General features: G+C 68.4%; 8 protein-coding genes. All 8 read right to left on the bottom strand.

Annotation, left to right across the window (positions count from 1 at the left end; genetic code table 11):
* Window position 1: 1 nt before the first annotated feature.
* Window positions 2-1,468 (bottom strand): glutamate synthase subunit beta, encoded by a 1,467-nt coding sequence (locus AB0O24_RS14540; protein WP_275796344.1) that lies wholly within the window; start codon window positions 1,466-1,468, stop codon window positions 2-4.
* Window positions 1,461-6,038 carry a glutamate synthase large subunit gene (gltB, locus tag AB0O24_RS14545; RefSeq protein ID WP_363375825.1) on the bottom strand — a complete coding sequence of 1,526 codons (4,578 nt, stop codon included), beginning with the start codon at window positions 6,036-6,038 and terminating at the stop codon, window positions 1,461-1,463. The genes AB0O24_RS14540 and gltB overlap by 8 nt, the downstream gene beginning before the upstream one ends.
* Window positions 6,039-6,090: 52 nt before the next feature.
* A complete protein-coding gene (lgt, locus tag AB0O24_RS14550; protein ID WP_363375827.1) occupies window positions 6,091-7,095 on the bottom strand; it encodes a prolipoprotein diacylglyceryl transferase in 1,005 nt (334 codons plus the stop codon).
* Between the two features lie 10 nt (window positions 7,096-7,105).
* Window positions 7,106-7,897: a tryptophan synthase subunit alpha gene (gene trpA / locus AB0O24_RS14555; protein ID WP_363375830.1), complete on the bottom strand. Its 792-nt coding sequence runs from the start codon at window positions 7,895-7,897 to the stop codon at window positions 7,106-7,108.
* On the bottom strand, window positions 7,894-9,225 hold the full coding sequence (trpB, locus tag AB0O24_RS14560; RefSeq protein ID WP_275796351.1) for a tryptophan synthase subunit beta: 1,332 nt from the start codon (window positions 9,223-9,225) through the stop codon (window positions 7,894-7,896). The genes trpA and trpB overlap by 4 nt, the downstream gene beginning before the upstream one ends.
* Window positions 9,222-9,998: an indole-3-glycerol phosphate synthase TrpC gene (gene trpC / locus AB0O24_RS14565; RefSeq protein WP_275796353.1), complete on the bottom strand. Its 777-nt coding sequence runs from the start codon at window positions 9,996-9,998 to the stop codon at window positions 9,222-9,224. The genes trpB and trpC overlap by 4 nt, the downstream gene beginning before the upstream one ends.
* A 2-nt stretch (window positions 9,999-10,000) precedes the next feature.
* A complete protein-coding gene (locus AB0O24_RS14570; RefSeq protein ID WP_013586640.1) occupies window positions 10,001-10,231 on the bottom strand; it encodes a DUF6704 family protein in 231 nt (76 codons plus the stop codon).
* Between the two features lie 99 nt (window positions 10,232-10,330).
* A partial coding sequence (locus AB0O24_RS14575) for a cutinase family protein (protein ID WP_363375834.1) occupies window positions 10,331-12,420 on the bottom strand: 2,090 nt, incomplete at its 5' end.

Consider the following 12,420-nt stretch of genomic DNA (forward strand, 5'->3'; position numbering starts at 1 on the left):
CTTAGGCGGGCAGCAGGCCGATGGCGACATCGGTCGGGCGCACCGGCGCGGGGAGCACCGTTTCGCCCATGAGGTAGGTGTCGACCTCGGCGGCGGCCGCGCGGCCCTCGGCGATGGCCCACACGATGAGCGACTGCCCACGACCGGCATCGCCGGCGACGAAAACGCCCGGCGTCGACGTGGCGTAGGTCGCGTCGCGCTCGACGTTGCCGCGGTTCGTGAAGCGCGTGCCGAGCTGGTCGCCCAGGTGCTCGCGCTCGGGACCGGTGAAGCCCATCGCGATCAGCACCAGGTCGGCCGGGATCTCGCGCTCGGTGCCGCTCTTGGGCACACGGCGGCCGTCTACGTACTCGGTCTCGGCCACGCGCAGAGCACGCACCTCGCCCGCGGCGTTGCCGAGGAACTCCACCGTCGAGGCGAGGAACGTGCGCTCCCCGCCCTCTTCGTGAGCGGATGCCATCTCGAACAGGTTCGGCATCATCGGCCACGGCTGCTCGGCCGGGCGCTCCGACGGCGGCTGCTTGCCGATCGCGAGGTTCGTCACGCTCAGCGCGCCCTGGCGGTGCGCCGTGCCGATGCAGTCCGCGCCGGTGTCGCCGCCGCCGATGACGACGACGTGCTTGCCCTCGGCCGAGATCTGCTGGGGAACCTGGTCGCCCGCGACCGCCTTGTTGCCCTCGACGAGGTACTCCATGGCGAAGTGGACGCCGTCGAGGTCGCGCCCCGGGATGGGCAGGTCGCGCGGCACCGTCGAGCCCGTGGCGACGACGACCGCGTCGTAACGCGCCCGGAGGTCGCTCCACGAGATGTCCTTGCCGATCTCGACACCCGCGCGGAAGCGCGTGCCCTCGGCCTGCATCTGGCGAAGACGCAGCTCGAGGTGGCGCTTCTCCATCTTGAAGTCCGGGATGCCGTACCGCAGGAGGCCGCCGATCCGGTCGTCGCGCTCGTAGACGGCGACCGTGTGCCCCGCGCGCGTCAGCTGCTGGGCCGCGGCCAGGCCGGCGGGGCCGGAGCCGACCACGGCCACCGTCTTGCCCGTCAGGCGCTCCGGCGGCTCGGGCTCGACCCAGCCGTTGCCGAACGCCTCGTCGATGATCGAGACCTCGACCTGCTTGATCGTGACCGCGGGCTGGTTGATGCCCAGCACGCACGAGCTCTCGCACGGGGCGGGGCAGAGCCGACCCGTGAACTCCGGGAAGTTGTTGGTCGCGTGCAGGCGCTCGATCGCGGCGCGGCCCTCGCCGCGCCACGTGAGGTCGTTCCACTCGGGGATCAGGTTCCCGAGCGGGCACCCCTTGTGGCAGAACGGGATGCCGCAGTCCATGCAGCGACCGGCCTGGCGCTTGATGACGGCCGAATCGCCCGGCTCGTACACCTCTTTCCAGTCCATGATGCGCACGGGTACGGGCCGGCGCTTGGGGAGCTCGCGCTCCGTGACCTTGAGAAAGCCCTTCGGGTCAGCCACCCGTCACCTCCAGAATGCGTGTCCAGACGACGTCGCCGTCGGGGTCGAGCCCCTCGGCCACCGCCTCCTGGCGGGTCTGCAGGACCGCGGCGTAGTCGCGCGGCAGAACCCGGACGAAATTGTGCACCTCGGCCTCGAAGTCGTCGAGCAGACGACGGGCCAACGTGGAATCGGTCTCCGCGACGTGCTTCTCGAGCAGGTCGCGGAGGATCTCGGCATCCCCGGATCCGAGTTCACCGAGAACGAGCTCACCGGATGCCAGGGCCTCGCGGTTCACCAGGTCGGGGTCGAGCCGGTAGACGTACGCCTGACCACCGGACATGCCCGCGCCGAGGTTACGGCCCGTGGCGCCGAGGATCACGGCCAGACCACCGGTCATGTACTCGAGCGCGTGGTCTCCGACGCCCTCGACGACCGCGGTCGCGCCCGAGTTGCGGACGAGGAACCGCTCACCCACGACACCGTTCAGGAACATCTGACCCTGGGTGGCGCCGTAGCCGATGACGTTTCCGGCGATGACGTTCTCGGACGCCGGGAACGTCGAGCCGCGGTGCGGACGCACGACGATCGTGCCCCCCGACAGGCCCTTGCCGACGTAGTCGTTCGAGTCGCCCTCGAGCCGCAGCGTGATGCCGGCGGGCATGAAGGCGCCGAACGACTGCCCGGCCGAGCCGGTCAGACGGACGTCGATCGAGCCTTCGGGCAGTCCGTGCTCGCCGTGCGCCTTGGTGACGTGGTGGCCGAGCATCGTCCCCACCGCGCGAGCGGTGTTGCGGATGGGCAGGTCGATCGTGATCCGACCGCCGCGGGCGATGACGTCCTGAGCGCGCTCGATGAGCTGCACGTCGAAGTGGTCCTCGAGCTCGTGGTCCTGGTTGCGACCGTGGCGACGAGGCTCGTCGTCGGCGAAGCGCGGTCCCTCGAGGATCGGCGCGAGGTTGAGACCGCGCGCCTTCCAGTGCTCGACCGCACCGTTGACGTCGAGGAGCTCCGCGTGGCCGACGATCTCGTCGATCGAGCGGTACCCGAGCGCGGCGAGGTACTCGCGCACCTCCTGGGCGATGAACTCCATGAAGTTGACGATGTACTCGGCCTTGCCCGTGAAGCGGGAGCGCAGGACGGGGTTCTGCGTCGCGACGCCGACCGGGCAGGTGTCGAGGTGGCAGACGCGCATCATGATGCAGCCCGACACCACGAGCGGGGCGGTGGCGAAGCCGAACTCCTCGGCACCGAGCAGCGCGCCGATGATGACGTCGCGGCCGGTCTTCATCTGACCGTCGACCTGCACGACCACGCGGTCGCGCATGCCGTTGAGCATGAGCGTCTGCTGCGTCTCCGCGAGGCCCAGCTCCCACGGGGTGCCCGCGTGCTTGAGCGAGTTCATCGGGCTCGCACCCGTGCCGCCGTCCTGGCCCGAGACCAGGATGACGTCGCTCAGCGCCTTGGCGACACCCGCAGCGACCGCACCGATGCCCGACTGGCTGACGAGCTTCGTGTGGATGCGCGCCTTCGGGTTCGCCCGCTTCAGGTCGAAGATGAGCTGCTTGAGGTCTTCGATCGAGTAGATGTCGTGGTGCGGGGGCGGCGAGATGAGCCCGACACCGGCCGTCGCGTGACGCGTGCGCGCCACCCACGGGTACACCTTGGTCGGCGGCAGCTGACCGCCCTCGCCGGGCTTGGCGCCCTGGGCGAGCTTGATCTGGATGTCGTCCGCCTCGGTCAGGTAGAGGCTCGTCACGCCGAATCGCCCGGAAGCCACCTGCTTGATGGCACTGCGACGCGCGGGGTCGAGAAGGCGGTCGACGTCTTCTCCGCCCTCACCGGTGTTCGACTTGCCGCCGATCTGGTTCATCGCGACGGCCAGGACCTCGTGCGCCTCTTTCGAGATCGAGCCGTAGCTCATCGCCCCGGTCGAGAAGCGCTTCACGATCGCCGACACGGGCTCGACCTCGTCGATCGGCACGGGCGGGCGGACCCCGGTGCGCAGCTCGAAGAGGCCGCGGAGGGTCTTGAGCTCGTGCGCCTGGTCGTCGATCAGCTTCGTGTACTCGCGGAAGATGTCGTACCGGCGCTCACGGGTGGCGTGCTGCAGGCGGAACACGGTGTCGGGGTTGAACAGGTGCGGAGCACCGTCGCGACGCCACTGGTACTCACCGCCGGTCCACAGGCGCTCGTGCGCACGAGCCGCGGCGTCCTCGGGGTAGGCGTACTCGTGACGCGCCGCGTTCTCGGCAGCGATGACGTCGAGGCCGACGCCGCCGAGCTTCGACTCGGTGCCGGTGAAGTACGCGTCGACGAACTCGCGCGACAGTCCCACCGCTTCGAACACCTGCGCGCCCGCGTACGACGACACGGTCGAGATGCCCATCTTCGACATGATCTTCAGCACGCCCTTGCCGAGCGCGTAGATCAGGTTCTTGACGGCCTTCTCGGGCGTGATGCCGGTGATGAAGCCCGCGCGCACGAGGTACTCGACGGTCTCCATCGCCAGGTACGGGTTGACCGCCGAGGCGCCGTAGCCGATCAGGGTCGCCACGTGGTGCACTTCGCGCACATCGCCGGCCTCGACCACGAGCCCGACCTTCATGCGGGTCTCTTTGCGGATGAGGTGGTGGTGCACGGCCGCGAGCATGAGCAGCGACGGGATGGGCGCGAGGTCCTTGTTCGAGTCGCGGTCGCTGAGCACGATGAACTCGGCGCCGTCCTCGATGGCCTGGTCGACCTCGGTACACATCTGCGCGAGTCGTTTCTGCAGGCCCTTGTGTCCGGCCTCGACGCGGTAGAGGCCGCGGATCGTCACCGACGACCGACCTTTGAGGGCGGTGTCGATGTGCTGGATCTTCGCAAGCTCGTCGTTGTCGATGACCGGGAAGTCGAGCGTCACGGTACGCGTGTGCTCGGGACCCCAGTCGAGAAGGTTGCGCTCGGGTCCGAGCCCCAGCGACAGCGAGGTGACGACCTCTTCGCGGATCGAGTCGAGCGGCGGGTTGGTCACCTGTGCGAACTGCTGCGAGAAGTAGTCGAAGAGCAGGCGCGGACGGTCGCTGAGGACGGCGACGGGCGCGTCGCTCCCCATCGCGCCGAGCGGCTCGGCGCCGCCCTGACCCATCGGCGTCAGCAGCAGCCGGACTTCTTCCTCGGTGTAGCCGAAGGTGCGCTGACGACGCGTGATGGATGCGATCGGGTGCACGATGTGCTCGCGCTCGGGCAGCTCGCTGAGCTTGACGCGACCGGCGTCCACCCACTCCTGCCAGGGCTCGAGCGCAGCGAGGTTCGCCTTGATCTCTTCGTCTTCGACGATGCGGCGCTCAGCCGTGTCGACGAGGAACATGCGACCGGGCTGCAGGCGTCCGCGGCGCTTGATCCGCTCCGGGGCGAAGTCGAGCACGCCGGTCTCGGAACCGATGACGACGAGGCCGTCGGTGGTCTCGGTCCAGCGCCCCGGGCGCAGGCCGTTGCGGTCGAGCGTGGCGCCGACGAGCGTGCCGTCGGTGAAGATGAGCGCCGCGGGGCCGTCCCACGGCTCCATCTGCATCGAGTGGTAGTCGTAGAAGGCGCGGAGATCGGGGTCGATCGTCGCCTGCTTCTCGTACGCCTCGGGAACCATCATCATGATGGCGTGCGGGAGGCTGCGACCGGTGAGGGTCAACAGCTCGAGGACCTCGTCGAAGGAGGCCGAGTCGCTCGCGCCCTCGGTGCAGATGGGCAGGAGAGGTCGCACATCGCCGATCAGCTCGGACTCGAGTTGCGACTGACGCGCACGCATCCAGTTGCGGTTGCCCTTGACGGTGTTGATCTCGCCGTTGTGCGCGAGCATGCGCAAGGGCTGCGCGAGCGGCCACGACGGGAAGGTGTTCGTCGAGTAGCGGGAGTGCACCACCGCGAGCTCGGACGCGAAGCGCTCGTCCTGGAGGTCGGGGTAGAACGGCTCGAGCTGGAGCGTCGTGACCATGCCCTTGTACCCGAGCGTGCGGCTCGACAGCGACACGAAATAGGCGTCGAGCTCGTGACGGGCGCGCTTGCGCAGACGGTACACGCGACGATCGAGCGCGATCCCCGACAGCGCGGGCTGGTCGCCGGAGGCCGGACGCGAGACGAACAGCTGCTCGAATGCGGGCCGTGCCTCGAAGGCGAGCTTGCCGAGGTTGTCGGGCTCGGTGGGCACCTCGCGCCAGCCGAGCACCTCGAGGTTCTCGTGACGCGCGATCTCTTCGATCCCCGACTTCATGGCGGCGCGCTCGTCGTGCCCGAGGGGGAGGAAGACCATTCCCGCTGCGTACTCCCCCACCGGCGGCAGGTCGAAGTCCACGACCTCGCGCAGGAAGGCATCCGGCATCTGCGTGAGGATGCCCGCCCCGTCGCCGGTGCCGGCGTCGGAGCCGATGGCACCGCGGTGCTCGAGGTTGCGCAGCGCGGTCAGGGCCAGGTCGACGATGTCGTGTCCGGCCTCGCCGCGGAGAGTCGCGACCATGGCCAGGCCACAGGCGTCCTTCTCGAACGACGGGTCGTACATTCCCTGTCGGGCCGGGAACGAGCCTCCGACGGTGTCGGAACGCAGGCTGGAAGCCATATCAACCGTCCTCACGTTGATGCTTCGAATGGGACGACGTCGGCCCAGAGTGTTAGTTCGTGGCGGGGCTGCTTGTGGCGCTGGTGCCGACGGTGTCGCTCGTCGCGGGCGGCTCGCTCACGTCGACGAAGTCAGAGGGGTCGGTTGAGTCTACAGCCCCCGGAGCCTTGGATTCGCGCCCGGGTACGTAGGGCGAGGGTTCGAGGCCGTGGTGGCGGCGCGACTGGACGATGAAGATCACCAGACCGAGCACCACACCGAAGATCGCCGCCCACACGTTCGTCCGCAGGCCGAGGATGATGTCGCTGGGGTCGACGCGGATCGACTCCCAGACGATGCGGCCCGCGCTGTACCACATGAGGTAGATCGCGAACTGCTTGCCCCACTGCAGGGTGAAGCGCTTGCCGACGTACAGGATGACGGCCGCGCCGAGGAGGTTCCAGATGACCTCGTACAGGAACGTGGGGTGGAACAGCGTGCCGGCCGGCAGGCCGACGGGGATCGCCGGGTTGCCCGGGGCGATCTCGAGGCCCCACGGCAGGTCGGTGGGCTGACCGAAGAGCTCCTGGTTAAACCAGTTGCCGAAGCGACCCATCGCCTGGGCGATGATGAGACCCGGGGCGAGGGCGTCGGCGAACGTCCAGAAGCGGATGCCGCTCCACTTGCAGCCGAGGAATGCGCCGACGGCACCGCCGATCAGCGCGCCGTAGATCGCGATCCCCCCCTCCCAGATGGCCCAGACGGAGCCGGGCTGGGTGATGTTCCACGGGTTGGAGCCGGGCCCGAAGTAGAAGCCGGCGTGCGTGGCCACGTGGTAGATGCGGGCCACGATGATGGCGAGCGGCACCGCCAGGAGGCAGATGTCGATGACGACCCATTTCTCCGCGCCGCGTCGCGTCAGCCGTGCGTTCGTGAGAAGCAGCGCGACGATGATGCCCGCGACGATGCACAGGGCATAGAAGTGGATGCGGAACGGACCGAGATCGACGAAGGAGATCGTCGGGCTCGGAATGCTGGCGAGCACGCCGGAGGCGGCGCTCGAGAGGGCGAACGTCATGCGAAAGAGTCTAGGCGCGCTGCGCCGTGCCCGCGGACAGCTCGTGTGCGAGGGTGGACAGACCCTCGACACCGCCGTCGCGGAGCGCCTTCACCAGGGCGGTGCCGACGATCGCGCCGTCGGCGTATTCGACCACTCCGGCCACCTGAGCGGCGTTGGAGATGCCGATGCCCACGCACGCGTGGTCGGCGCCGTGCGCACGCAGCCGTTCGACGAGTCGGCGGGCGGCGGCATCCAGTTCGGCCCGCTCCCCCGTGATCCCCATCGTCGAAACGGTGTACACGAAACCCGTCGACGCCTCGACGATCATTCGAAGGCGCTCGTCGGTCGAGGTGGGGGCGGCGAGGAACACCCGGTCGAGGCCGGTTCGCTCGCTCGTGGCGATCCACGCGGCGGCGGCGTCGGGCGTGATGTCGGGGGTGATGAGCCCCGCTCCCCCGGCGGCGACGAGCTCGTCGGCGTAGCGGTCGACGCCGTACTGCTCGACGAGGTTCCAGTACGTCATGACCAGGATCGGGACATCGGTGCGTGCCGTGACCTCGCGGATGATCGTGAAGAGATCGCGCATGCGGAAGCCGTTGGCGAGGGCCGTCTGGGTCGCCTCCTGGATCACCAGACCGTCCATGACCGGGTCACTGTACGGAGGGCCGAGTTCGATGACGTCGGCGCCGGCCTCGGCCAGGGCGACGATGGCCTCGATGCTCGTGGCGACGTCGGGGAAGCCGGCGGGCAGATAGGCGACGAACGCGCCGCGACCGTCGGTGTGGGCGGCTTCGATCGCCGCGGACACGCGCGAGGTCACAGCTCCACCCCTGCGCCACTCGCGGCATCCGGGGCCGGCGTCACATCGATCGGTGAACCGGCGGCGGATGCCACGGTCTCGGCGCCGGCGGTCTGCGCCGGGCGACCCTCGGGCGGAGGTGCGTGCTCGGCATCGTAGAGGTCGAAGTAGCGCGCGGCGGTGTCCATGTCTTTGTCGCCTCGACCGGAGAGGTTCACCGCGATGACGGCATCCGGACCCAGTTCGCGACCGACGCGCAGGGCTCCGGCCAGGGCGTGGGCCGACTCGATCGCGGGGATGATGCCCTCGGTGCGCGAGAGCAGACGCAGGGCTTGCATGGCCTCGTCGTCGGTCGCGGGGATGTAGTGCGCGCGGCCGATGTCTGCCAGCCAGGCGTGTTCGGGACCCACGCCGGGGTAGTCGAGGCCCGCCGAGATCGAGTGCGACTCGGTGGTCTGGCCGTCTTCATCCTGCAGCACGTACGTGCGGGCGCCGTGCAGGACGCCGGGACGACCCCGCTCGATGGATGCCGCGTGCTTGGGGGTGTCGACACCGTCGCCGGCTGCCTCGACGCCGTACAGCGCGACGCCCTCGTCGTCGAGGAACGCGTCGAACATGCCGATCGCGTTGGATCCGCCGCCGACGCAGGCGAAGACGGCGTCGGGGAGACGTCCGATGCGCTCGAGGAACTCGGCGCGGGTCTCTTCGCCGATGATCTTCTGGAAGTCGCGGACCATCGCCGGGAAGGGGTGGGGTCCCGCGGCGGTGCCGAAGATGTAGTTGGTCGTCTCAACCGAGGCGACCCAATCGCGGTAGGCCTCGTTGATCGCGTCTTTCAGCGTGCGCGAGCCGGTCGTGACGGGCACGACCTCGGCGCCGAGCAGACGCATGCGCGCGACGTTGAGAGCCTGCCGCTCGGTGTCGACCTCGCCCATGTAGACGACGCAGTCGAGACCGAAGAGGGCGGCGGCCGTCGCGGTGGCGACGCCGTGCTGGCCGGCACCCGTCTCGGCGATCACGCGCGTCTTGCCCAGGCGCTTGGTGAGCAGCGCCTGTCCGAGCACGTTGTTGATCTTGTGCGAGCCGGTGTGGTTCAGGTCTTCGCGCTTGAGGAAGACGCGCGCGCCACCCGCGTGCTCGGCGAAGCGGGGCACTTCGGTGAGGGCCGACGGGCGCCCGGCGTAATCGTGCAGCAGGGCCCGCAGTTCGGCGTGGAACTCGGGGTCGGCCATCGCCGATTCGTAGACCGCGGTCAGCTCGTCGATCGCGGCGATGAGCGACTCGGGCATGTACCGGCCGCCGAAGTCACCGAAGAACGGCCCCTTCTGGTCGCGCAGGCTGGTGGTCATGACGTCTCCTGGAGGAACGCGCGGAGCGTGGCGACGGGGTCGCCCGTGACGAGGGCTTCGCCCACGAGCACGACATCGGCGCCCGCGGCGCGGTAGTGGGCCACGTCGGCGGGTGCGAGCACCGCCGACTCGGCGATCTTGACGGCGTCGGCCGGGAAGCGGTCGGCGAGGGAGCCGAACAGATCGCGATCGAGCTCGAAGGTCGACAGGTTGCGGGCGTTGACGCCGATGAGCTTCGCGCCCAGGTCGACGGCGCGGTCGAGCTCTTCCGCCGAGTGCGTCTCGACGAGCGCCGTCATGCCGAGATCGGTCACGAGGCCGTAGAGCTCGGTGAGCGTCTTCTGGTCGAGAGCGGCGACGATCAGGAGTGCGAGGTCCGCGCCCGAGGCACGGGCTTCCAGCACCTGGTACGGCGTGGCGATGAAGTCCTTGCGCAGCACGGGGACGCTGACAGCCGCCCGGACGGCCTCGAGGTCGGCGAGGCTGCCCTTGAACTTGCGTCCCTCGGTGAGCACGGAGATCGCGGACGCGCCGCCCTCTTCGTACAGGCGTGCCTGACGAGCGGGGTCGGGGATCGACGCGAGGTCGCCTCGCGACGGGCTCGCGCGCTTGACCTCGGCGATGATCTTGACCCGGTCGGCGGGCGCGAGCATCGCCAGAGCGTCTCGCGCGGGGGTCTGCGCGAGAGCGTCGCGCTCGACCTCGGCTAGGGAACGCGTCTCGGCGCGCTTCTCTGCGTCTTCTACCGCCCCGGCCGTGAGATCGGCCAGCACGGTCAGTGGGCCTTCGGGCTGGTCTTCGAGCCGTTCGCGCCGTATCCGGCCTTGCCCATGGCCCATCCGACGATCGCGCCGACGACGAGCAGACCCACCGAGGCCCACACGAGCACGGGCATGTCGAGCCAGAAGAACAGCGTTCCGAGCGTGAACGCGAGCAGCATGATGATCACGGCCGTCCAGGCTGCGGGCGAGTGTCCGTGGCCGGGATCACCGATGGGGTTGCTCATGGGGCTCCTTACAGTCGCGCGCGGGCGCAGGGGAAAGCGTGAGGCCAGTCTATCGAAGGTGGGAGGCGGCGCTGGCGCGGTCGTCTCGATGTCGCGAGGTCAGTCGCCGTCGCCGCTCTTCCCACCCTTCACCGCGTCTGCAGTGTCCCAGGCGGCGAGGCGTCCCAATGCTCGCATGTCGAGCGTGTCGTAGTGAGTGTGTACTTCGAAGCCGTAGACCTCTTCCCCGTCGACCTTGACCCACGACGCGGCTTCTGGGGCACAAACCGCGTCGAGGTCGTCGCAGAACGATCTCACGGGGACGCCCTGCGGAATGTCTCGTCGATCAGCGCCTGTCCAGGCTTGGGTCAAGCCACCGACGGAGGCCTCGCTCGAGCCCATCTTCACATGATTGCTGAACACTGCCTGAGCAGGGTCGGCGAGAAGGTTGGTGGCGACGATGCTGTTGACGACGTCCGCATTGGCGTCGGAGAGCCGGTTGAGTGCGTGGTGGATGACGAGTGCTCCTTGCGAGTAGCCGGCGAGGACGATCTTCTGCTCGGGGCAGGCAGTGTGCTTGCCCCTCAGCAGACTCGTGAGCGCTGCGGATCCGCTCTCGACGCTCGCGAGGTACTCGGCGATCATGTCGCCGCTAATCCTCAGGGGTACCCAGGAACGGACGGAATGGAGCAACAAAGAGGTCGGTGCCGCTTCGTAGACCAGAGCACGAACTTCGACTTGAGATCGTGGGATGCCCTCTTCTTCCAACGTCTGAATAAACGAGTCTCGTGCCGTGGGGTTTCCGCCGGGTCCGCGCCCGTCGAGCATGCCCTGGACAAAAGGTCCCATTCCGGTGAACTCCGAGCCGACTGTCCACTGAGAGTCGGTCGTGTACGCGGACGGTGTGGTGGCTGCCGTCCCCTGGGGTGATTCGCCTGACCCCCTCACGCCGATGAAGAGCACCGGGTGTCCTTCACAGGGCGACACTACCTGAGTAGCGGGGGGCTTCGGCGTCGGCACCGTCGCACCAACCCACGGGAATGCGATGACCCCTGGACCCTCGATGCTTGGGCCTTCGCCATACGGGGGTGGCCCCGCCGCGGAACCCCAGTCGATACCGGTCGCATCGAAGAGCGCAGAGCCGCCAGCGATACCTACGGAACAGTCGCGCAGGACGCCGTGGAAGTAGCTGCGCGAATCTGCGCCGGCGACGTTGACACAGGTCTGACCGCTCATTCGGACCGTCGCGTTCGAGAGCCCCACGTATGCGCTGTCGTCGCTACTCGACAGAGCAGAGTTCGCATACAGCAGAGTCAGGTTGGTGCCCGAAACTGATCCTCCTTCAGCGATGGTGATGCCGTTCCAGTCGCCGGGGTTGGGGGTGGTGTCGTCGCCGTCGGCGAGGGTGTCTCCGCCGACGGTGTCGTCGTAGAGGGAGGTGAAGGTCACCGGTGCCGCTGCCGTGCCATTGGCAACGAGAGAGCCCTCGACACTCATTCCGGAGCTTGCACCGAATTTCACCACCGTTCCTGCGGGGGCGGTGAGGGAGACGCCTGCGGCGACGGTGAAGTCGTCGTAGTCGGCGTCGTCGTCGTTGATGAGAATGCGGGGCCCAGTGGTGGGCAGGGTCCAGTTCTCGATCAGAGTGCCGGAGAGCTGGAAGACATCGGCGGTGTTCCCGGTGACGGTGTTGCCGGTGAGGTTGGACGGTCGCAGCTTGACGTCCCGGATCTCGAACGGGAACTCGTATCGATTGTCGGCCCCGTAGTAGGGGGTGAACCCGCTGATGCTGTTGCCTGTGACTTTGATGGCGGGTGCGGCGGCGCTGAAGTTCTCAGATCGGACGCTGAGTTTTCCACCTTGAATCTTGTTCCCGGTGACCGTGACGCCGAAGGCGTAGGCGGAACCATCCGGGCGGTCCACGACGACAGATCCATCCTTCACGGTGTTGCCTGTCACCGTGACCGCCCCGCCGATCCAGCTTGCGGAGATTCCGCCGTCGATCTTCGAGGACGTCACGCTGGTGGAGAGAGTCTCACTCGTGGAGACGCCGTGCCGGGCGAAACCGACCCTAGTTTGATCCAGGGCCACGCGTGCTTTTCTACCTGAGGCGTTGATGCCGTTCCAGTCGCCGGGGTTGGGGGTGGTGTCGTCGCCGTCGGCGAGGGTGTCTCCGCCGACGGTGTCGTCGTAGAGGGAGGTGAAGGTCA

The sequence above is a fragment of the Microbacterium sp. NPDC086615 genome, from assembly GCF_040686055.1.
Taxonomy (GTDB): domain Bacteria; phylum Actinomycetota; class Actinomycetes; order Actinomycetales; family Microbacteriaceae; genus Microbacterium.

Excerpts from the sequence above, each read along its gene's own strand:
- gltB (WP_363375825.1), bottom strand. The coding sequence starts at position 6,038 with ATGGCTTCCAGCCTGCGTTCCGACACCGTCGGAGGCTCGTTCCCGGCC.
- lgt (WP_363375827.1), bottom strand. The coding sequence starts at position 7,095 with ATGACGTTCGCCCTCTCGAGCGCCGCCTCCGGCGTGCTCGCCAGCATT.
- trpB (WP_275796351.1), bottom strand. The coding sequence starts at position 9,225 with ATGACCACCAGCCTGCGCGACCAGAAGGGGCCGTTCTTCGGTGACTTC.
- AB0O24_RS14570 (WP_013586640.1), bottom strand. The coding sequence starts at position 10,231 with ATGAGCAACCCCATCGGTGATCCCGGCCACGGACACTCGCCCGCAGCC.